The organism is Nonomuraea sp. NPDC005650 (assembly GCF_040605375.1).
Lineage (GTDB): Bacteria > Actinomycetota > Actinomycetes > Streptosporangiales > Streptosporangiaceae > Nonomuraea.
This window is the reverse complement of sequence record NZ_JBEXCR010000007.1, coordinates 86,085-105,952: the sequence shown is the minus strand read 5'-3', so window position 1 is coordinate 105,952 and position 19,868 is coordinate 86,085. Positions and strand designations below refer to the sequence as shown.

Annotated in this window: 18 protein-coding genes; 11 read left to right on the top strand and 7 right to left on the bottom strand. The window is 70.6% G+C overall.

The features are described 5' to 3' along the window. The first annotated feature begins 40 nt into the window (after positions 1 to 40). From ABZS69_RS13890 to ABZS69_RS13870, 5 genes are all read left to right on the top strand, one after another. On the top strand, positions 41 to 1,543 hold the full coding sequence (locus ABZS69_RS13890; protein WP_355370923.1) for a hypothetical protein: 1,503 nt from the start codon (positions 41 to 43) through the stop codon (positions 1,541 to 1,543). 144 nt (positions 1,544 to 1,687) lie between these two features. After that, complete coding sequence (locus ABZS69_RS13885; protein WP_355370920.1) at positions 1,688 to 3,340, top strand: LCP family protein; 1,653 nt, start codon at positions 1,688 to 1,690, stop codon at positions 3,338 to 3,340. 179 nt (positions 3,341 to 3,519) lie between these two features. Then, the gene (locus tag ABZS69_RS13880; protein WP_355370917.1) at positions 3,520 to 4,899 is read left to right on the top strand and encodes an acyltransferase family protein; all 1,380 of its coding nucleotides are present in this window, start codon (positions 3,520 to 3,522) and stop codon (positions 4,897 to 4,899) included. Positions 4,900 to 4,955: 56 nt separating this feature from the next. Continuing rightward, complete coding sequence (locus ABZS69_RS13875) at positions 4,956 to 5,918, top strand: glycosyltransferase (RefSeq protein WP_355370915.1); 963 nt, start codon at positions 4,956 to 4,958, stop codon at positions 5,916 to 5,918. A 111-nt stretch (positions 5,919 to 6,029) separates the two neighbouring features. Continuing rightward, a complete protein-coding gene (locus tag ABZS69_RS13870; protein ID WP_355370912.1) occupies positions 6,030 to 6,743 on the top strand; it encodes an acetoacetate decarboxylase family protein in 714 nt (237 codons plus the stop codon). A gap of 13 nt (positions 6,744 to 6,756) precedes the next feature. Here the strand turns inward: ABZS69_RS13870 and ABZS69_RS13865 are convergent, their stop codons facing one another. The 6 genes from ABZS69_RS13865 to ABZS69_RS13840 form a co-directional block, all read right to left on the bottom strand. Then, complete coding sequence (locus ABZS69_RS13865; protein ID WP_355370909.1) at positions 6,757 to 7,641, bottom strand: glycosyltransferase; 885 nt, start codon at positions 7,639 to 7,641, stop codon at positions 6,757 to 6,759. A 185-nt stretch (positions 7,642 to 7,826) separates the two neighbouring features. Next, the gene (locus ABZS69_RS13860; RefSeq protein WP_355370906.1) at positions 7,827 to 8,594 is read right to left on the bottom strand and encodes a CDP-alcohol phosphatidyltransferase family protein; all 768 of its coding nucleotides are present in this window, start codon (positions 8,592 to 8,594) and stop codon (positions 7,827 to 7,829) included. Continuing rightward, the gene (locus tag ABZS69_RS13855; RefSeq protein WP_355371631.1) at positions 8,572 to 9,612 is read right to left on the bottom strand and encodes an iron-containing alcohol dehydrogenase family protein; all 1,041 of its coding nucleotides are present in this window, start codon (positions 9,610 to 9,612) and stop codon (positions 8,572 to 8,574) included. The genes ABZS69_RS13860 and ABZS69_RS13855 overlap by 23 nt, the downstream gene beginning before the upstream one ends. A 28-nt stretch (positions 9,613 to 9,640) precedes the next feature. Then, the gene (locus ABZS69_RS13850; protein WP_355370903.1) at positions 9,641 to 10,375 is read right to left on the bottom strand and encodes a phosphocholine cytidylyltransferase family protein; all 735 of its coding nucleotides are present in this window, start codon (positions 10,373 to 10,375) and stop codon (positions 9,641 to 9,643) included. A gap of 77 nt (positions 10,376 to 10,452) precedes the next feature. Continuing rightward, positions 10,453 to 11,061, bottom strand: coding sequence for a DUF5941 domain-containing protein (locus ABZS69_RS13845; protein ID WP_355370900.1), 609 nt, complete (start codon positions 11,059 to 11,061; stop codon positions 10,453 to 10,455). 11 nt (positions 11,062 to 11,072) lie between these two features. Further along, on the bottom strand, positions 11,073 to 12,485 hold the full coding sequence (locus ABZS69_RS13840; protein WP_355370897.1) for a CDP-alcohol phosphatidyltransferase family protein: 1,413 nt from the start codon (positions 12,483 to 12,485) through the stop codon (positions 11,073 to 11,075). 111 nt (positions 12,486 to 12,596) lie between these two features. On the opposite strand from ABZS69_RS13840, the gene ABZS69_RS13835 reads away from it, so the two are divergent. Next, positions 12,597 to 13,349 carry an IspD/TarI family cytidylyltransferase gene (locus ABZS69_RS13835; protein WP_355370894.1) on the top strand — a complete coding sequence of 251 codons (753 nt, stop codon included), beginning with the start codon at positions 12,597 to 12,599 and terminating at the stop codon, positions 13,347 to 13,349. Positions 13,350 to 13,390: 41 nt separating this feature from the next. Further along, positions 13,391 to 15,127, top strand: a complete 1,737-nt coding sequence (locus tag ABZS69_RS13830; protein WP_355370891.1) for a CDP-glycerol glycerophosphotransferase family protein — start codon at positions 13,391 to 13,393, stop codon at positions 15,125 to 15,127. On the opposite strand, the gene ABZS69_RS13825 is transcribed toward ABZS69_RS13830, so the two are convergent. Then, a complete protein-coding gene (locus tag ABZS69_RS13825) occupies positions 15,122 to 16,141 on the bottom strand; it encodes a glycosyltransferase family 2 protein (protein WP_355370889.1) in 1,020 nt (339 codons plus the stop codon). The two genes, ABZS69_RS13830 and ABZS69_RS13825, sit on opposite strands and share 6 nt — an antisense overlap. 80 nt (positions 16,142 to 16,221) lie before the next feature. On the opposite strand from ABZS69_RS13825, the gene ABZS69_RS13820 reads away from it, so the two are divergent. The 4 genes from ABZS69_RS13820 to ABZS69_RS13805 are packed head-to-tail and all read left to right on the top strand — an operon-like array spanning position 16,222 to position 19,792. Next, a complete protein-coding gene (locus ABZS69_RS13820) occupies positions 16,222 to 17,664 on the top strand; it encodes an LCP family protein (protein WP_355370886.1) in 1,443 nt (480 codons plus the stop codon). A 32-nt stretch (positions 17,665 to 17,696) separates the two neighbouring features. Next, entirely contained in the window at positions 17,697 to 18,044 is a 348-nt protein-coding gene (locus ABZS69_RS13815; protein WP_355370883.1) for an STAS domain-containing protein, read from the top strand. 48 nt (positions 18,045 to 18,092) lie between these two features. Continuing rightward, complete coding sequence (locus ABZS69_RS13810) at positions 18,093 to 18,956, top strand: GNAT family N-acetyltransferase (RefSeq protein ID WP_355370880.1); 864 nt, start codon at positions 18,093 to 18,095, stop codon at positions 18,954 to 18,956. After that, positions 18,953 to 19,792, top strand: coding sequence for an LLM class flavin-dependent oxidoreductase (locus ABZS69_RS13805; protein WP_355370877.1), 840 nt, complete (start codon positions 18,953 to 18,955; stop codon positions 19,790 to 19,792). Before ABZS69_RS13810 ends, ABZS69_RS13805 begins: the two co-directional genes overlap by 4 nt. Positions 19,793 to 19,868 lie beyond the last annotated feature (76 nt).

The window sequence follows — 19,868 nt, the reverse complement described above, 5'->3', positions numbered from 1 at the left end:
TTCACTGAATGGCGGGTAGCGTACGTGGGCACTACGGGACATGCCGGGAAGACAGCGGGAGGACGTGCGGGTGATGGCGGAGACTCGCGCCGACGAGCCCGCGAAGGCCGCGCGCGGCCGCCTGGCGTGGGTCGCGGATCCGTCCCGGTGGAGACGGCACGGGTGGTTCCTGGCGGTCCTCGCCCTCGGCACGGCCCTGCGCGCCCTGGCGATGCTGGGCTACCGGCCGGCCCTGTGGTTCCCCGACTCCTACACCTACATCGTCACCGTCTTCAAACCCCGGCCCGACCTGGTCCGCCCGGCGGGCTACTCGATGTTCCTGAAGCTGCTGGAGCCGTTCCACGGCTTCTGGGCGGTCACGGCCGCGCAGCACCTGCTCGGCCTGGCCACCGGCGTGCTGATCTACCGGGTCGCGAGAAGGGCGCCGCGGTGGGTGGCGACGCTGGCCGCGGTGCCGGTGCTGCTCGACGCGTACCAGATCGAGCTGGAGCACCTGCTCGTCTCGGACACGCTCTTCACGTTCCTGGTCGTGGCGGCGGTGGCGCTGTGCGCGTCGGAGCGGCGGGCGCCGGCGGCGGGCGCGGTCGCCGCCATCGGCCTGCTGCTGGCCGCCGCCACCCTCACCAGGACCGTCGGCCAGCCCCTCATCGTGCTGCTGGCCGGCTGGTACGTGCTGCGCGGACGGGTGCGGCTCGCCGGGCTGCTGCTGGCCACCGCCCTCGTGCCGATCCTCGCGTACGGCGCCTGGTTCTACGCCACGTACCAGCGGGTCGGGCTCGTGGGCGCGAACGGCGTCTTCCTGTACGCCCGGACGATGTCGTTCGCCGACTGCGCCCGCATGGACCCGCCGGCGGACCTGCGCGTCCTGTGCGACCCGCGTCCGCCGGAGCGGCGCCCGCCGTCGCAGGAGTACATCTGGGCGCGCGACTCCCCCCTCGTGCGGCTGCCCGGGATCACGTTCACCAAGGAAACGGACGATCTGGCGGGCAGGTTCGCGATGCTGGCGATCACCAGGCAGCCGCTCGACTACGCCGCCTCGGTGCTGACCGAACTGGGCCGCACGTTCACCTGGGGCCGCCCGGTATATCCGGATCCGGAGATCTATGCCTACTACCAGTTCCCGGTGACCGCGCCGGGCCCACCTGGCCGCTATCCCGCGCAGGTCGGTGCCGATTATGCCAAGCTCTACGAGCGAGGTCCGATCGGCACGGAGATCGCCGAGCCCTACGCCGGCTGGCTGAGGGCCTACCAGAGCATGGTGCGGCTGCCCGGCCCGGTGCTCCTGGGGGTGCTGCTGGTGCCCCCGGCAGTGGCCCTCACGCGCCGGCGCGGGCGTCCCGCGGCCTGGCTGGTGCCCTGGTCGGCGGCCGTGGTGCTGCTGGTCACACCGGCCGCGGCGGCGGAGTTCGACTACCGATACGTGTTGCCGGCCGTCCCCCTGGCCTGTCTGGCTGCGGCTCTGAGCATCAGGCCTGACGTGCGAAGACGGGGTGGAGGCAAGAAAGAGTTTGGCAATGATATTCCACGTAATGTCCAGCTCTGAGTATGCTTTGCCGCGGAAACATCACGCCCGGGTCACGGTCGTTCCCCACGGTCATGGCACCTGGCACGCCGTACGTGACCTCGTCTCGTGGCGCGAGGCGACGAAGCCAGCGCGTCAGGCGCGAGAAGTGAGGCTAGGGGACGTATGACTGACTACAGGAGCGTGCCCGTAGTCACCTCCGGGCAGGACTACCGGGCTGCACCCACCCAGCCCGGCAGCAGGATGGCGCGCAGAGCGGCGGCCGCGGCGCCGCCGCCCCCGCCCGACGACCGGCCGCCGCGCGGCCACCGCGGCGGCGGTGGTGGCGGTGGCCAGAACAAGATGCGCGTGCTGGCCTGGGTCAGCATCGGCGTCACCACGCTCATGGTTGCGGGCGCGCTGACCGGCTACACCGTCTACCGCGACGCCTTCGGCAACATCAAGAAGAAGAGCGTCAACAGCGACATCATCAACCCCCGGCCGGTGGACACCGGCGCCCTCAACGTGCTGCTCGTCGGCTCCGACACCCGCGCGGGCAAGGGCAACGCGAGATACGGCCAGCAGCTCGCCAGGACGGCCGACGCGGGCGGCAAGCGCACCGACACGATCATCCTCATGCACATCTCGCCCAACCGGGACAAGGCGCGGCTGATCAGCTTCCCGCGTGACTCGATGGTGGAGATCCCCAAGTGCAAGAACGAGACCACCAAGCAGGAGATGGCGCCGCGCCGAGACATGATCAACTCGGCGTACAACTCCGGCGGCATCGCCTGCACGATCTCCACGATCGAGACCCTCACCGGCATCCGCGTCAACCACTTCGTCGAGGTCGACTTCAGCGGCTTCAAGAACATCGTGGACGCGCTCGGCGGCATCGAGATCTGCCTGAAGTCCGGCGTCAACGACAAGAACTCCAAGCTGGTCCTGCCGCCGGGCAAGAGCCTGCTCAACGGCGAGAAGGCCCTGGGCTACGTGCGCCTGCGCCACTACGGCGACGGCAGCGACATCCAGCGCATCAGGCGGCAGCAGATCTTCCTGAGCAAGGTCGTCGCCAAGGCCACCAGCAGCGAGCTGCTCACCGACGTCGGCAAGCTCAGGGACTTCATCGCGGCCGCGGCCGGGTCGGTCACCATGGACCCGGAGCTGGCCAACGACACCGAGCAGCTCATCAACATCGCGATGAGCGCCAAGGAGATGACGGCCGGCGGCGTCAAGTTCACGACGATCCCGTGGGGGCCCGACCCCGAGGACAAGAACCGCGTGGTCTGGAAGCAGCCCGACGCCAGCGAGCTGTTCACCTCGATCAAGACCGACACCGAGGTCGCCACGCCGTCGCCGTCCGCGAGCACCGGCACGAGCACCGGCGCCAAGCCCAAGGTCACGCTCAAGCCCGAGCAGGTGAAGGTCCAGGTGCTCAACGGCACCAAGACCGTGGGCAAGGCCCGCGAGGTCGCCGACCAGCTCGCCAAGGAGGGCTTCAACGTCGTCGGCCTGGGCAACTACGAGGCACCCGACGGCAAGAGCCTGCCGAAGACCGAGGTCCACTACGCCAAGGCCGTCGAGTCGGCGCCCGACCACGCCGGCACGCTGGCCGGGGCCGTCGTGCCCAAGCCCGCCCCGGCCGAGGGCAAGGTCGCGGTCACCAACCCGGCGACGTACACGCCGGTGACGCCCCCCAAGAGCACCCCCGCCAAGGGCACGCCGATAATGCAGCTGGTCGTGGGCGAGGACTTCGAGTCGGTCAAGGTGACGAAGCTGCCCGACAGCGTCAACAACAGCACGATCACCGCGTCCGAGCAGAAGAACGCCTGCACCTGACGACGCTCCAAGTTCCCTGTGGAATCGGGCATTCTCGCCTCGCTCGAAGGACAGGAGGCGCGTGAGCGGGATAGTCTGTTGCGGGTCGGCGACGCAGCGCGACCCGGAGCCGAGAGGCCATCCGTTGGTCGTGCTGCCGTCGTGTTCCCCGGCCCCGAGCGAAGCTGAGCGACTCCCCTGTGTCTGACACCAGATTCTCCCTACCGGCCACGCCTCCGCGGAGTTCCGAGGAGGAGACCGGCGGCCCCGCCCAGACGGGAGCCCGCTGGCCGCTGCCGGAGGAGGCGTTCTGGAGCGAGGAGGCCGATCCGCACTGGATGGCGCCGGGAGAGCTGACCCAGCCGCAGCCCGCCGTGCGGGACGGCGAGCCCCCGGCCGAGCCGGCCAAGCCGGGCAAGGCATCCAAACCGTCCAAGCCGTCCAAGCCGGACGAGGGCGCGCCGGACGCCGCCCAGCCGCAGCCGAAGGCGGCGGAGGAGCGCAAGCCCCGGAAGCGGGCGAAGGCCACGGCGGACGACACGGCCCAGCAGCAGCCGGAGCCGAAGCAGGAGCCCCAGCCGCCCAAGCGCAAGCGTGACCCGTATCTCGACAACGTCAAGTTCGTGCTGATCGCGCTGGTGGTCGTCGGCCACTCGCTGGTGCCGACGCTGTCCGCGGACTCCGCCAGGGCCCTGTACATCTTCATCTACACGTTCCACATGCCGCTGTTCGTGCTGATCAGTGGCTATTTGTCCAGAAATTTCTGGAACTCGAACGCCAAGACCAACAAACTGGTCGACACGTTCCTGGTCCCGTACGTGATCGTCGAGGTCGGCTACGCCCTGCTCCGCGTCGCGGTGGGCCAGAAGTGGAGCCTGACGATCATCGACCCGTCGTGGCTCAACTGGTACCTGCTGGCGCTGCTGTTCTGGCGGCTGTCCACGCCGGTGTGGAAGCGGATGAAATATCCGGTGCCGGTGGCGATCGCCGCCTACCTGCTCGCCGGCTTCTCCCAGATCTCCGGCGACTTCAGCATGGACCGCTTCTTCGGCCTCATGCCGTTCTTCGTGATCGGCCTGGTGATGCAGCCCGAGCACTTCGAGCTGCTCAACCGGCGGTGGATCAAGATCCTGGCGGTGCTCACGGTCCTCGGTGCGGCGGCGGTCGCGATCTACGTCGCGCCGATGGCGAAGCTCTCCCCGTTCTACTTCAAGGCCAGCTTCCAGGACCTCCACCTGTCGTGGTACATGGGCCTCGGCCTGCGCGTCGGGCTGCTGGTGTGCTCCCTGGCCCTGTGCTTCGCCGTCCTGGCGCTGGTGCCCCGGGGCGAGACGTGGTTCTCCGACCTCGGCACCCGCACGCTCTACTGCTACCTGCTCCACGGCATCCCCGTCCTGATCGCCAAGGAGATGGGCTGGCTGGAGTTCCCGTGGCTGTACGGGCCGCTCGGCGTGCTCGCGATCGCCTGCAGCGCCTTCGCGCTGGCCATCGTGCTGTGCCTGCCGGAGACCCGCACGGTCTTCAAGTGGGTGCTCGAGCCTCGCCTGACCTGGCTCTATCGCCGCCCCTCACGAAGTTAAGCGACCGTTCTACTCACATTTACGCCTTTGACCTGGTAGGCGCGGAGCATCGACACATGCGCGCATGTGTCGCCACGACCGTCCATCATCCCGAGGACGCCCGGATCATGCACCGGCAGATCAGGGCGCTGCTCGACGCGGGCCACGAGGTCACGTACGTCGCGCCGTTCACGTACTTCAACGTGACCCCCGCCATGGGGATCACCGCGATCGACGTGGCGCGGCACGCGACGTTCGGCAGGGCGCGCGCGGCGCTGAGACGCGGCGTGAGGGACGCGGACCTGTTGATCGTGCACGAGCACCGGCTGCTGCGCGCGCTTCCCTACAGGCGTCCTCCGGTCGTCTGGGACATACGCGAAGAGGTCTCCCCCAGGCGGCTCGCCCGCGCGGGGAGACGCCACCGCGTGATCTCGCCCGCGGTGGTTCCCGAGGCGACCCTGGTGTCGCCCAGCCCGCCTCCTCCCGGCGACACCAGGGTCGTGCACATCGGCCGCCTCTCGTCCGAGCGCGGCGTGTCGGAGCTGATCGGGCTGGCCGAGCGGCTGGTCCCGCACGGCGTCCGGCTCGACCTCATCGGCGCTGCGGCCCGGGACGTGCGCCCGCTCCTGCGTGACGCGCAGCGGGTCGGGCTGCTCGACTGGTTCGGGTACGTGCCCAACCGGCACGCGCTGCGCATGGCCGAGGGCGCGCTGGCCGGTCTCTCGCTGGCCGACGACACGGTGCGGACGGTGCCGACGAAGATCATGGACTACATGGGGCGCGGGCTGCCCGTCATCACGACGCCCCAGGGCTCCGCGCTGGTCGAGCGGACCGGGTGCGGGCTCGTGGTGCCGCTGGACGTGGACGCCGTGCTGAACGCCGTACTGGACCTGAAGGAGGACCCGGTGCGGCGGGTCCGGCTGGGCGCCCTGGGGCACGCGGAGGCGCGCCTGCACCACCACTGGCCCGACCACGCGGCGGCCTTCGTCAACCGCGCCGAGTCCTGGGCCGGCCTCCCCACCCACGCCCTCGCCGTCTAGCCCCCGGCCCCCGCACCGGACGCACGGCCCCGGCGGCGGTGGGCGCGGCACGACGGAAGGACATCCGGGGCGGGAATGGCGGCACGACCGAGTGGTTGATGTACTGGGACCATGGCATCGCATCTGATCCAGGGCCGGACGGTGGTCATGCCGGTGCGGGTGCGGGACGCGGAGGTGTGCAGCGCCTTCTACGCGGTGCGCGCCGACGCCGCCAGGGCGGTGATCGCGTACTCCGGACTCGACGTGGCCGAAATCCTGCCGGGCAAGGCCGTCTGCATGCTGCTGTTCGTGGACTACCGCGACGGCGACCTCGATCCCTACCACGAGTTCGGCATGGCGTTCCTGGTGCGTCCCCCGGGCGTGTCCGGGGCCGGAGGGCTGTGGGACCTGCGCCAGGCCGGGGTGTTCGTGCACTGGCTGCCGGTGGACCAGCCGTTCACGCTGGAGGCCGGGCGCACGCTGTGGGGTTTCCCGAAGGAACTGGCGGACATCGAGCTGCGGCTCGGCACGCCGTACAAACGGTGCGTCCTGCGCAAGGACGGCAGGCTCGTGCTGGACATCCTGATCAAACCGGGGGCGCCCGCGCCGGGCGCGACGGTGATGGCGCCGCTCGACGCCTACACGCACCGGGACGGGATCACGCGGCGCGTGCCCTGGTCCGTACGCGCCCGCGGCGCCCGGATCCGCCCCGGCGGCGCGCTGATCCGCCTGGGCAACCATCCCATCGCCAAGGAGCTGAGCGAGTTGGGGCTGCCCAAGCGGGCGATGTTCACCAGCACGATCTCGCGGGCCGCGATGTCCTTCGGCGAGGCCGTCGAGGTCTGAGCGCCCGCGCGGGTCAGACGATCGGCGGGCGGCCCAGCTTGACCATGCGCCACGCCGTACGCCAGGCCATGGGCCGCCGCTCCCCGGCCGGGGTGCGCAGCCCCTCGAAGAACCCGCTGAACCACGCCTTGAGCGCCGGCCCGGCGCTGCGCTCCCGCAGGAGCGTGAGCACGACCCAGTTGGTGAGGTAGAGGAACGCCAGCGGCCACGGCAGGTTGCGCCGCGCCAGCCAGACCCGGTTGCGCGCGTTGAGCCGGTAGAACTCCGTGTGCCGCGTCGGCGGGACCTGCGGGTGGTACATCACCGTCTCGGCGTCGTACTCGATCCGGTAGCCCTCGCCCAGCAGCCGCCAGGCCAGGTCGGTCTCCTCGTGGGCGTAGAAGAACCGCTCGGGCAGCCCGCCCACCTGGAGGAAGGCCGAGCGCCTGATGGCCGAGGCGCCGCCGAGGAACGTCGTGACCGGCGAGGAGCGCTGCGGGTCGCCGGCGCGCAGCCGGGGCACGTGTCGCCGCTGGCCGATGCCGCCGTCGGGGTCCATGACGCGGAAGGAGATCACCGCGAGGTCCGGCTCGGTGGCGAACCGGTCGCGTACGTGCGCCACGACCTTCTGGTTGGCATACCAGCCGTCGTCGTCGAGGAACAGCACGACATCTCCCGAGCACTCCTCCACGCCGCGGTTACGGCCTGCGGGGATGCCGGTGTTCTGGTCGAGCCGGATCGCTTTCACGACCGCGGCCGACCCTTCGGGTGGCGTCGCCGACAATTCGGGCACATCTGCGCCGTTGCCGACGATCACCACCTCGACGTCGCCGTCGACCTGGTTGAGCGCGGACTCGACCGCCCGGTTCAGCTCCGCGACCCGGTTTCCCATGGTGAGGATGACGCACGAGATCTTCAACGAATCACTGTCCTGACGCGTTGAGAACACGGGCGGAGCATTCTTTCATGATCACCGAGTCTGCTGGTCTGCATGTTTTGGAAAGGCTGGGGCTAAGCGTATCGGAACCGAGGATGAACCCCCACCGAACGGCGGACGTCCGATCAATACGACGGACGGGGAGCTTCTCCGGTTCCGACATCAGATCACGCCAGTCTCTTCGAGGCGATGATGCTTACCAAATGCAGGACAACCTGTAGGCAGGCCGCTACGAAACACGCCACGATCAGGACCCGCGAGGCCGTCAGGTCACCGAGGAGCAGATCGACGACGGCGGCCGCCAGCGCGAGCAGCGACAGCTCGATCGGCTGCACGATCCGGTGGAACTTCGTCGCCGAGAGCACCCGCCGGCCCAGGCCCAGCAGCCCGGAGCGGAACTGCACCGCGGCCGCCTCCGTCGCCGCAGCCAGGCCGCCCTTGGCCCGCGCCACCTCCACCAGGTCCGTCTCGGCCTTGATGAGGATCGCGCCGAGCGCGGCGGCGAAGCCCAGCACGGTGTACCAGTCGGGCAGCACGGCCGACGCCCGCCAGCCCAGCCCGGCCAGCACCGCGGCCTCGCAGAAGTAGGCCCCCACCCGGTCGAGGTAGACCCCGACCGGCGAGGTCTTGCCCGTCCAGCGGGCCAGCTCACCGTCGGAGCAGTCGAGCAGCAGGTAGACCTGCACCAGCAGGGCAGCGGCCACGGCGGCCCACAGGCCCGGCAGGGCGAGCACGACCCCCGCCAGGACCCCGGCCACCGTCATCACCCAGGTCAGCTGGTTGGGCGTGACAGACGTCCTGGCGAACAGCCACGTGACGTAGATGGACAACTGGCGCATGTAGAGCACGCCGGCCCAGTGTTCGCCGTTCCTGCGCTCGAGGTGGCCGGCGGGCTGGGCGACCCGCCGGATCTCAGCTACCGAAGGCCCGGACATAGTCCCCCACCCGATCGTGGATCTCGGAGTCCTGCATGCGCAGGTGCTCCAGGATCGTGTAGCGGCCGGGACGGGTGGCCGGCGCCAGGGCGACGGCCTCGGCGAACTGCCGGCCGGTCAGCCCGATGTCGGCGGGCACGACGGGCAGCTTGTGCCGGCGCAGGCAGTCGACCACCTGCGTGACCCTGGCCTCGTCCTCCCTCAGGAAGAAGCAGAAGGCGGCACCGATCCCGGCGAGCTCGCCGTGGTTGGAGGTGCCGGGGAAGAGCTGATCCACGGCATGAAGGATCTCATGATCCCCACCGCTCGCGGGCCGGGACGACCCCGCGATCACCATGGACATGCCCGACAGGATGAGGGACTCGGCCAGCACGGTCAGGAACGCGTCGGACTCGATGGAGTCGCCGCGGCCGATGAGCGCCTCGGCGGCCGTGCGGGCCATCGAACAGGCCAGCCCGTCGATGGGCTCGCCGCGCTCGACGTTGCCGAGCTGCCAGTCCTCGATGGCCGACAGGTTGCTCACCACGTCGCCCACACCCGCCCTGACCAGCGACTCCGGCGCGTTGTGCACGAAGTCGAGGTCGACCAGGATGGCCAGCGGCATCGGCACCCCGAACGTGCCCTTGCCGCCCTCGTAGACCAGGGAGGCCGTGGGCGAGCAGATGCCGTCGTGGGAGAGGTTGGTGGCCACCGCGACCATCGGGATGCCGGCGAGCGAGGCGGCGTACTTGGTGGCGTCGATGGTCTTGCCGCCGCCGACGCCCACCACCACCTCGTAGGCGCCCTTGCGCAGGTCGGCGCCGAGGGAGACGGCCGCGTCGACCGAGCCGTCGGCGACCCTGAACACCTCGGCCTCGTCGAGCTGGGGTGTGATCAAGCTTTCGATGTGGTCGCCCTGCCCTCGGCCGACGGCCACCGCGACCCTGCCGGAGGTGGCCACGCGGCTGTCGGCCAGCAGGGCGCCGAGCTCCGCCACCGCGCCCCGCCTGACCTGCATGGTCAGCGGCGCCGGCAGCATCCTCGCTAGAAGCGGCATGCGCGCCCCCTCAGTAGCGGACGGCTATGGTACGAGCCTTCGCCAGGTCGTCGTGGTTGTCCACCTCGACCCAGTCGACCTCGCCGATGGGCGCGGCGTGGATGACCTCGCCGCGCTCGACCATCTCCTGGTAGCCGTCCTCGTAGTAGAGCTGCGGGTCGCGCTCGAAGGTGGTCTTGAGCGCGTCGGCCAGCAGGTCGGCCGCGCCGGGCCGGATGAGGGTGGCGCCGATGTACTCGCCGTACGCCTCGGCCGGGTCCATCAGCTTGGTGATGCGCCGCAGCGAGCCCTCAGGGGAGAGCGTGACCTTCATCTCCTCGTCGGCGAGCTTCTTGACGTCGTCGACGGCCAGCAGGATGTCGCTCGTCTCAGGAGCGGCCAGCAGCGTCTTCTCGACCGAGACCGGGTGCACGGTGTCGCCGTTGACCAGCAGCACGCCCTGGGAGAAGTAGTCGCGGGCGCACCAGAGGGAGTAGGCGTTGTTCCACTCCTCGGCCTTGTCGTTGTGGACGAGGGTGAGCTTGACGCCGTGCCGTTGCTCCAGGGCCTCCTTGCGGTCGTGGACGGCCTGCGCCGCGTAGCCGACGACGACCACGACCTCCCGCAGGTCCACCTCGGCGAGGTTGCGCAGCGAGATGTCCATGATCGTGGTTTCGCCGTCGACCGGCACGAGCGCCTTCGGCAGCGTGTCGGTGTACGGCCGCAGACGTCGTCCGGCTCCAGCGGCCAGAACCATTCCCAGCAACGTGCACTCCTCAGTCGAGCATGTCTTCGTGAGCCCAAAGAGTATTCGTCTTTGGGCCCTGCGCGGGTAATCCGGCGTTAGTCTTGCGTTCCCATATCGGCTGCTTCCACCCCGGAGCGAGGCGCGGCGAGCCAGCACGTGAGGCTCTCCCACCCGAAGAACGCCCACAGGTAGAGCGCGAGCAGCAGATAGCCGCCGGTCAGCCAGCCCGTGAGGGCGACCAGCGAGACCACCATCATCCGGCCGTCCCAGCCGAGGCCGAACGTGGACAGCCACGCCGGCGCGTAAACGCGCTGCCGCAGCCGGTAAACAAGATCATAGTGGTGGAACGCCAGCGCGCCGAGCAGCAGGAAGATCAGCACCGGGTGCACCTGGTGCGCGAACCCGCACGCCGCGACGAAGCTGTACTCGATGAGCCGCAGGATCGGCGGGACGAGCCAGTCGAACCTGCCGTCGTGCGCGTGCGTGCTGCCCGGCCCGGCCAGCAGCAGCGTCACGGCGGGCGCGAACACCGCGAGCCCGTCCGTGCCCGCCACGCCGAGCACCAGCAGCACGCCCGTGACGAACGTGCCCGCGATCACCGGCGGCAGGGGCGGGAGCTGCCCCGCCACGAGCAGACCCATCACGCGCGAGAGCGGGCCGTCGTCGCGGTAGGCCACGACCGTGCTGCGGGGAACGGGAGTCATGTGGATGGAAATCACCGTGCCGACCTCACGATCCGTCCGGCGAGCTGATAGATGGCCGCCACGCCGCCCCAGCAGAGCAGGGACAGGAACGTCACCCTGGCGTTCCAGCCCGCGGCGGTGATGGCGATCAACGCGGTGCGCTCCCCGATGGGCAGCACGACGATCTTCTTGATCCAGCGGGCGATCGCGTCGCGCTCCAGGCGCTGGGCGAGCCCGAGCACGCCCCGGGGCCGGGTGCCGTCCGCCGACTCCAGGAGGGAGCGCGCCGGGCGCCCCCACTGCGCGCCGACGCGGGCGGCGTCGGTGAGAGCCCCCGCGTACGTCTGGTCGATGGCGTGCCGGACGACCTGCAGGACCATGGCGGCCACGGCCAGGTGCCAGACGTCGCCGGCGAAGCCCAGGGCCAGGCCGACGTAGACGGCGTACTCCTTCAGCCGGTCGGCCATGCCGTCGGCCCACGCCCCCAGCGGCGAGAACGTGCGCGTGTAGCGGGCCAGCTGCCCGTCGAGGCAGTCGAGCGCGAAGGACAGGCAGAACAGCAGCGCCCCCGCCAGCCGCCCGCCCTGGGTGCTCGCCGAGAACCACACGGCCGCCAGCGCGGCCAGCCCGATCGAGGCGCCGGTGACGGTGTTGGGGGCGAGCCTGAGCCGGACCGCCGGTTTGATCAGGTGGCGCGTCCAGGTGGAGACGAAGAAGGTGGCGAAGAAGCCGTCGTCCGCCTTGATGGACAGGTCGAGCCGGACCTTGGCCTCGTCCACCTCGGCCAGCCTGGTGACGGCGGTGTCGGCGGCGTGCTGGCCGGTCACCCGGTCGGCGTGCAGCGGCCCGATCCCGGCCGCCCGCACCGAGACCCCGGATCTGACCAGCCCGACCAGCAGCAGGTCGACGGCCTCGACGGGGGTGACCGGGCCCAGCTTGCCGGTGTCGGCCAGCTCGGCCAGCTCCTCCGCGATGTCCGCCAGCGCGCCCAGGTCGGCCTCGCCCGCCTTCAGCACACCCCTGAAGGTGGCGTTGGCCTCGGGGACCACGTGGAACGAGCTGCCGGCGGCGACGATCTTGCCGCCTTCGACGCGTACGGGCGGCCGCATGGGCGCCGCGGCGGCCTCGTAGGAGACCAGGGCCCCGCTGCCGCGCGCGGGGTGGTCGAGCAGCAGCGCCAGCGCCTCGGTGTGGGCCACCAGATCGGCGGGCAGCACGGCTACCGCGCCCGACGAGATCCGGGCGATCTTGGCGACGCCTCTGAGGTCGGCTCCGAGCCCGCCGCCCGGACTCACCACCTGGATCTCGCGCACGGGCAACGTGGCGAGCTGGTCGGTGACGCGGTCGAGCAAGGTGCCGTCGGAGCTGGGGAGCTTGCATGCCGGGGTCGTGGCGAGAAGGACCACCGAGGTGGCCGTGGTCTCGCGGGTCAGTGAATCGGGCAAAGCGCAGGTCTCCTCCCGGTCGCGCGGGAGCCGCGTGGCTTGGGGGTGCGTAGGCACAGCGTAGCGACAGGTCAAGGCGTAATCACGGAACAGGACCGTTACGCTGCCGATATGGATTCACGGTTGCGGTCGGTCGGGGTGCTGCTCGCGGGTGGCGTGGGGCAGCGGATCGGGATGAACACCCCCAAGCAGCTCATCGAGGTCGCCGGAAAGACGATCATCGAGCACTCGCTGGCGGTGTTCCAGAACGCGCCGGAGATCGACGAGATCGTGGTGCTGATGACCCCCGGTTACACCGACCAGGTCCGCGAGATCGTGGACAAGGGCGGCTACGACAAGGTCAGCAAGGTCGTGGAGGGCGGCGCGAGCCGCACCGAGAGCACGTGGCTGGCCCTGCAGGCGCTGGGCACCGAGGAGTGCGACGTGCTGCTGCACGACGCCGTACGCCCGCTCGTGGAGCCCCGCATCATCACCGAGTGCGTCAAGGCGCTGGAGACCCATTCGGCCGTCGACGTGGCGATCCCGAGCTCTGACACGGTCTTCGTGGCCGTGCCGGGCCCCGGCGGCGAGGTGATCGGCGAGGTGCTCGACAGGTCGGTGCTGCGGCGCAGCCAGACGCCGCAGTGCTTCCGGCTCTCGGTGATCCGCGAGGCGTACGAGCGGGCTCTGGCCGACCCCGGGTTCGCCGGCCGCCCGGCCACCGACGACTGCGGCGTGGTGCTGCGCTATCTGCCCGACGTGCCGATCCATCTCGTGCCGGGCAGCGAGCACAACATCAAGGTCACCCACCCCACCGATCTGCGGATCGCCGAGCTGCTCTTCCAGCTCGCCGCAACCCCGGTGATCTCCGACTTGCCCAGATAGGTCACAGACGTTTGACCTGAGAGTTGTTACTGTGCGATTACATGAGGAGACTCATCGTGATCGCCGCCCTGCTCAGCTGCTACCCCGTGCTGCTGTGGTCGGCTCTCTGGCCCGCGCCGGCGGTGTTCGGGGCGGTCGCCGTGCTCTCCTACGCGGTGGAGTACGCGGCCTCACGCGCCGCCAGACCGCTGCCCGAGCTGCTCGGCAGGGTGCACCTCGGGGTCACGCTGCGCTTCGCCGCCAGGGAGACCATGGCGCTGCTGCTGGTGGCGCGGATGGCGGGGGTGGACTCGCCGTGGTTCGTGGCGCTGGCGTCGGGGATCTTCGCGATCCACGTGGTGCGGGCCGGGCACACGGCGCTGGCGCTGCGCCTCAAGGGGACGCTCAGCCGCATGCCGGTGACCACCCGCAACCTCGACGTCTCGGCGCTGCGCATCCCGAAGCTGCCGCCCGTGTTCCTGCGTGACAGCCGCAGCATGCGCTTCCTCTACCTGGACGCGCTGCCGGTGGCCGGCGCGGCCGTCGGCGCCGTGCCCGCCGCGGTGGGCGCCGGTCTGGCGGTCCTGCTGGGCGTCGCCGGGGCGCTCGCGCTCATCCCGTACGTGCGCCGCGCCACGCCGCTCACCGACAAGGCCAGGGTGCTGGCGGTCGTGGGCGAGCAGGTCGAGAAGTACCGGCCCGAGGTCATCCTGTACTTCTCCGGCGCCACCGCGGCCGCCTACCAGGCCAGGATGTGGCTGCCCACGCTGGAGCGCATCGGCCGGCGCGCCATCGTCGTGCTGCGCGAGCGCGGCATGGCCAACCACCTCGACTCGACCACGCTGCCGATGTTGTGCATCCCGTCGTCGGCCGACCTGATGAGCTTCCGCGCCCTGTCCGGCGCCAAGCTCTGCCTGTACGTCTCCAACGTCGGCAGGAACGTCCACATGCTGCGCATCCCGACCCTGCGCAGCGCGTTCCTCAACCACGGCGACAGCGACAAGGAGGCGTCGTTCAACCCGTTCTCCCGGGTGTACGACGAGGTGTGGGTGGCCGGTCCGGCCGGCCGCGACCGCTACCGCCGGGCCAGGGTGGGCGTCAGGGACGAGAACATCCACGAGGTCGGCCGGCCGCAGCTCGAAGGCATCTCGACGGAGGGGCCGGGGCTGCCGTACCGCACCGTCCTGTACGCCCCCACCTGGGAGGGCTGGAACGACGACCTGTTCCACACCTCGCTGATCACCATGGGCCCGCGCATCGTGCGGGCGCTGCTCGACCACCGGCCGCGGTTGCGCGTGATCTACAAGCCGCACCCGCTGACCGGCCACCGCGACCGCACCGCCACCCGCGCGCACCGGAAGATCGTGGCCATGATCGAGGCGGCCGAGCTGGCCAAGTCGAAGGCCCGGCACCCGTCGCAGGCGACCGGGGAGACGCCGCGGATCGAGCATCAGATCGTCACCGGCCCCGAGCCGCACCTCTACGAGTGCTTCAACCAGTGCGACCTGCTGATCAGCGACATCTCAAGCGTCGTGGCCGACTTCCTGGCCAGCGAGAAGCCGTACGCGGTGACGAACGTCTCGGGCCTGCCCGAGCGCGCCTTCCACGAGCGCTATCCGAGCGCCGAGGCGGGCGTGCTGATCGGGCGTGACCTGGCCGGGCTCGCGGAGTTCCTCGACGGGGAGGACACGCTGGCCCGGGCCAGGATCAAGCTGAGGAGTCACTTGTTCGGGGCGGAGTATCCGGACGCGCTGACCCGCTTCGACGCCGCCGTCGAGCGGGTCTTCGCCGAGTCATGACCCGGGCGGCCTGGCCAGCTTCTTCGGGCTGGTGAGGAAGCCCCAGCCCCAGGAGCAGTGCATGGTGGCGTACACGAGCGGCAGCCGCAGCAGCGCCGCCGCGGGCAGCCCGCCGCCCGTCAGCACGGAGCCCGCCGCGATGGCGACCGCGTAGCCGCCGGGGACGATGAGCGTCCACGGCAGGAACGGCGAGAGGACCAGCCCCAGCACCATGGCCAGCACCGCGGCGGGCGGCGCCAGATAGCGCAGGTTGATCGTGCCCTCGTGGGTGCGCGCGACCACGCGCCGCCACCTGCCGTAGTGGAAGTACTGCTTGCCCAGGGCCTTGACGTTGGGGCGGGGGCGGTAGGAGACCCGCATGCGCGGCTGGAACCAGACCAGGCCGCCGCTCTCGCGGATGCGGTGGTTCATCTCCCAGTCCTGTGCCCGCTGGAAGTGCTCGTCGTAGCCGCCCACCCGGTCGAGCGCCGAGCGGCGGAAGACGCCCAGGTAGACGGTGTCGGCGGGGCCCGCGGTGCCGCCCACGTGGAAGGCGGCGGCGCCTACGCCGATCTTGGACGTCATGGCGCAGGCGACGGCCTGTTCGAAGGGCGTGACGCCCTCGGCCGCCATGATGCCGCCCACGTTGTCGGCGCCGGTCTCGGCCAGCGTCTCGACGGCTACGCGCAGGTAGTCGGGGGGCAGCATGGCGTGCCCGTCGACCCGGGCGATGATGCCGTTGCGCGAGGCGGCGATGGCGGCGTTGAGCGCGTTGGGGGTGCGGCCCGTCGGATTGGGCACGACCGTCACCCGCGGGTCGGCCGCCGCTATGGCGTCGGCGACCTCCTGGGTGCGGTCCTGGGACGGACCCACGGCGAGAACGACTTCGATCTCACCTGGATAGCTCTGGGCGAGGACCTGGTCGACGGCCTCGCGAAGGTGCCGCTCCTCGTTGAGGACCGGCATGATGACGGAGATGGGGGGCCAGGCGCGCGTCTCCGCGGGGGCCTGCGGCGAGTCGGGGAACTGCTTCATGGCGGGGCTCACGCTACTGTACGAGCAGGGGAGGAGAGCAATCGAAAGCCTGATCCTCCGGGTGACAAAAGGGGGACGGGATGCGCGACCCGGGCGAGGAGGACGGCGGTGTGCTCGTGGGCGGCGACGCCTACGGCGGCGTCAAGCTCACGCCGACGCGCCCCCGCAAACCGCTCAGGAGCGCCAAGGCCCGCCGTCGCAACGTGTTCGTCGCCGGATTCCTGTCCACCGGGGTCCTGGTCGCCACAGGCGTGGTGTGGGCGACCCCCCGGCAGATCGGCACCGTCGACGCCGGGGTGACCGTGCCCGCCGCCCGCGGCGCCGAGAACATCCTGCTGGTCGGCGTCGACAAGCGCGACGACCTCACCCGCCAGCAGCAGAACCGGCTCAAGCTGGGCCGCGAGGCCGGCCAGCGCACCGACACCATGATGGTCATCCACCTGTCGGAGGACCACCGCCGGGTCACAGTGGTGAGCCTGCCGCGCGACACCTGGACGACGATCCCCGGCAAGGGCGAGCACAAGATCAATTCGGCGTACCAGTTCGGCGGGCCCAGGCTCACCAAGGAGGCCGTCGAGGCCACCACCGGGCTGCAGATCAACCGCTACATCGAGGTGAACATCCTCGGCTTCATCGACGTCGTCGACTCCCTCGGCGGCGTCACCGTCTGCACGCCCGTGCCGATCAACGACCCCAAGACCGGGCTCAACCTGCCCGCGGGCACCCACCAGCTCCAGGGCGTGCAGGCGCTCGGCTACGCCCGCACCCGCGCCACCGCGCGCTCCGACCTCGACCGCATCGACCGGCAGCAGCAGGTCATCTCGGCCCTGCTCAACCGGGCGCTCAGTGCCGACACGCTGGCCAACCCGGCCAAGCTGGCCTCGTTCGTCAACTCCACGCTGAGCACGGTCAAGGTCGATCCCGACGACGGGCTGCTCGGCCTGGCCACCCAGCTGCGGGACGTCTCGCTCGACGACGTGCGCTTCGCCGAGGTGCCCCTGTCCAACGTCAACTTCAAGGCGCCCACGGGCGAGTCGGCGGTCCTGTGGGACAAGCCGGCGGCCCGCGACATGTTCGCGCGGATCAACGCGGACCAGGACCTGACCAAGCCCGTCGCCTCCCCGACGCCCACCCCTTCTGTGAAGCCGTCGGCGATCCCGCCCGGCAGCATCACGGTCAAGGTCAAGAACGGCACGCTCATCACGGGTCTCGGCGCCCGCACCAAGACGGGGCTGGTCGAGTACGGCTTCAAGGTCCCCGGCCAGCCCGGCAACACGACCAAGAAGGACTACAAGAAGACGGTCGTCCGCTACGCCGCCGGCCGCGAGGACGAGGCGAAGATCGTGGCCGCCGCCATCCAGGGGGCCGAGCTCGACAAGGCGGACGTCGAGGGCATCGAGGTGATCGTCGGCAGCGACCAGCCGAAGATCGCGAAGTCCAAGTCGACTTCCATGCCGTCGGCGAAACCCGGTGTTACTCCGACCACCAAAACGGCAATGCAGAATATATGTAAGAAACAGTAATAACGGTCGGCTGTTCGGCAGGTGAAGCCCCCATGGTGGTCAGGTCGTGGCGAGAGGACCCCTGTACGGTGCTGCACGTCGTGGGCGACCTCGACGTGGCAGGCGCGCCCCGGCTGCGGGCCGAGCTCGAACAGGCCATCGCCGCCGCCGACCCGCTCAACCTCGTCGTCGACCTGACCGAGGTCCCGTTCTGCGACTCGGTGGGCCTCGGCGTGCTGGTGGCGACCCTGAACCACGTACGGCGGGTGAAAGGCCGCCTGATCCTGGTGCTCGCCCCCGGCATGATCCGCCACCTGCTGACGATCACCAACCTCGACCGGCACTTCGAGACGCGCGAATCCCTCGGCGAGGCGCGCTCGGCCTTCGGCAGCGCCGCCTGACCCCGGGCGGCACGTCCTGAGTGATCGCTTCCGTGCGAGAACATGGTCATGTCATCACGGGCGCACCTGGAGGCCTGCACGTTGTTCGACCAGTTCCCCGAGCCGGGGCGCTCCCAGCTCGTGGCCGCCTTCGACGAGGGCAGGACCCGGCCCGAGTGGTGCTTCGCGGAGGGGCAGGCCCGCCTGGCGTTCTGGGCGCCCTTCCCCGGCTCGGAGCCGGTGACCATCTGGCCGTTCGACCCCGGCCCCGACCCGGTCGCCGCCGCCGAGCTGCTGCGCGGCAGCCTGCGCACGATGGGGCTGGGCAAGATGATCCACGACATCTCGCTCAAACCGGGCCTCGACCCCGCGGTCGACCGCGCCGTCGAGCACCAGGCCCTGACCCTCGCGGGGTTCGTCATGGAGGTCGAGCGGCTGGTGCTCGAATGGGTGGCCGGCAACGACCTCCCGGCCGACCCCGGCCGCCTGACGTACCGGCCCGCGTGCCGCATGGACGGCGAGGAGGTCGTCGACCTCCTCGTGCGCATCTCGGAGGGCTCGCTCGACTACGACACGCGGATCGAGGTGGCCACGGCCGGGGCCGAGCACGAGGCCCGATGGATGTACGACGACCTGGTCAACCGCAAGGGCAAGCCCGACTGGTTCGTGATCGGCTACCTGGGCGACTCCCCCGTCGGCCTGGTGGCGCCCGACGACCACTCGATCGCGTACATCGGCGTGGTGCCCGAGCACCGCGGCCGCGGCTACGTCGACGACCTGCTGGCCAAGGGCACCCGCACGCTGGCCGAGGCGGGCGTGCGGCGCATCGTCGCGGCCACGGACGTCGCGAACGTCCCGACTGCCGACGCGTTCCTGCGTGCTGAATACTCGGAGGTCGGCCGGTTGTTCCGCTATTACTGGAGGGCATCGTGAGACTCGGAGTCATGTTCGACCGGGACCTTCCTCCCGAGCAGTTGATCCCCTTCGCCAGGGCGCTCGACGACACGTCCGTGGACGACCTGTGGGTGGTGGAGGACCTGGGCTGGACCGGGGGCGTCTCGTCGGCCGCCACCGCGCTCGCCGTCACGTCCCGGCTGCGGGTCGGCATCGGCATCACGCCCGCTCCCCTGCGCAACCCGATGCTGCTGGCGATGGAGCTGGCCAACCTGGCCAGGGTGCACCCCGGGCGGCTGGCCGCCGGCATCGGGCACGGCGTGGGCGACTGGATGCGCCAGGTGGGCGCCGCCCCGGCGTCGCCGCTGGCGCTCCTGGAGGAGACGATCACGTCCGTACGCGCGCTGCTGCGCGGCGAGACGGTCACCCTGCACGGCAGGTCCGTCCACCTGGACGGGGTGTCCCTCGTGCACCCGCCCGCCTCGCCCCCGCCCGTGCTGGCCGGGGTGAAGGGGCCGCGCTCGCTGGCCCTGTCGGGCCGGGTCTCACAGGGGACGATCATCCCCGAGGGCGTCGGGCCCGCGCAGCTGGCCGGGATCCTCGACCAGATCGGCGGCTCCGCGGATCACGAGCTCGTGGTCTTCTCCTTCCTCAACACCGGCGCCGAGGTCCCGGAGAGCTCGCGTGCCCTGGTGGCGGGGCAGGCCGGGTTCCTCGGGGTCGCGCCCGAGGAGGTGGCGATGGCGTCGGGGTCCCCCGAGGCCGCCGCCGAGCACGTCAAGGAGCTGTGGGCGGCCGGGGCCACGACGGTGGCGGTGCGGCCGTTGGGCACGGACCCGCTGCGGCACGTCACGGCGCTACTGTCGGCTCTGTAGCGTTCGCCGGCCCGCCGTTATGGCCGAAAGGTCGATGGCGGGCCGCCCGAGCTCGGTCGGATGGTCGATGGCGGGC

Coding starts and splice junctions, on each gene's coding strand:
- ABZS69_RS13890 (WP_355370923.1), top strand. CDS start 41: ATGCCGGGAAGACAGCGGGAGGACGTGCGGGTGATGGCGGAGACTCGC.
- ABZS69_RS13885 (WP_355370920.1), top strand. CDS start 1,688: ATGACTGACTACAGGAGCGTGCCCGTAGTCACCTCCGGGCAGGACTAC.
- ABZS69_RS13875 (WP_355370915.1), top strand. CDS start 4,956: ATGCGCGCATGTGTCGCCACGACCGTCCATCATCCCGAGGACGCCCGG.
- ABZS69_RS13870 (WP_355370912.1), top strand. CDS start 6,030: ATGGCATCGCATCTGATCCAGGGCCGGACGGTGGTCATGCCGGTGCGG.
- ABZS69_RS13860 (WP_355370906.1), bottom strand. CDS start 8,594: ATGTCCGGGCCTTCGGTAGCTGAGATCCGGCGGGTCGCCCAGCCCGCC.
- ABZS69_RS13855 (WP_355371631.1), bottom strand. CDS start 9,612: ATGCTGCCGGCGCCGCTGACCATGCAGGTCAGGCGGGGCGCGGTGGCG.
- ABZS69_RS13845 (WP_355370900.1), bottom strand. CDS start 11,061: ATGACTCCCGTTCCCCGCAGCACGGTCGTGGCCTACCGCGACGACGGC.
- ABZS69_RS13835 (WP_355370894.1), top strand. CDS start 12,597: ATGGATTCACGGTTGCGGTCGGTCGGGGTGCTGCTCGCGGGTGGCGTG.
- ABZS69_RS13830 (WP_355370891.1), top strand. CDS start 13,391: ATGAGGAGACTCATCGTGATCGCCGCCCTGCTCAGCTGCTACCCCGTG.
- ABZS69_RS13825 (WP_355370889.1), bottom strand. CDS start 16,141: ATGAAGCAGTTCCCCGACTCGCCGCAGGCCCCCGCGGAGACGCGCGCC.
- ABZS69_RS13820 (WP_355370886.1), top strand. CDS start 16,222: ATGCGCGACCCGGGCGAGGAGGACGGCGGTGTGCTCGTGGGCGGCGAC.
- ABZS69_RS13815 (WP_355370883.1), top strand. CDS start 17,697: ATGGTGGTCAGGTCGTGGCGAGAGGACCCCTGTACGGTGCTGCACGTC.
- ABZS69_RS13810 (WP_355370880.1), top strand. CDS start 18,093: ATGTCATCACGGGCGCACCTGGAGGCCTGCACGTTGTTCGACCAGTTC.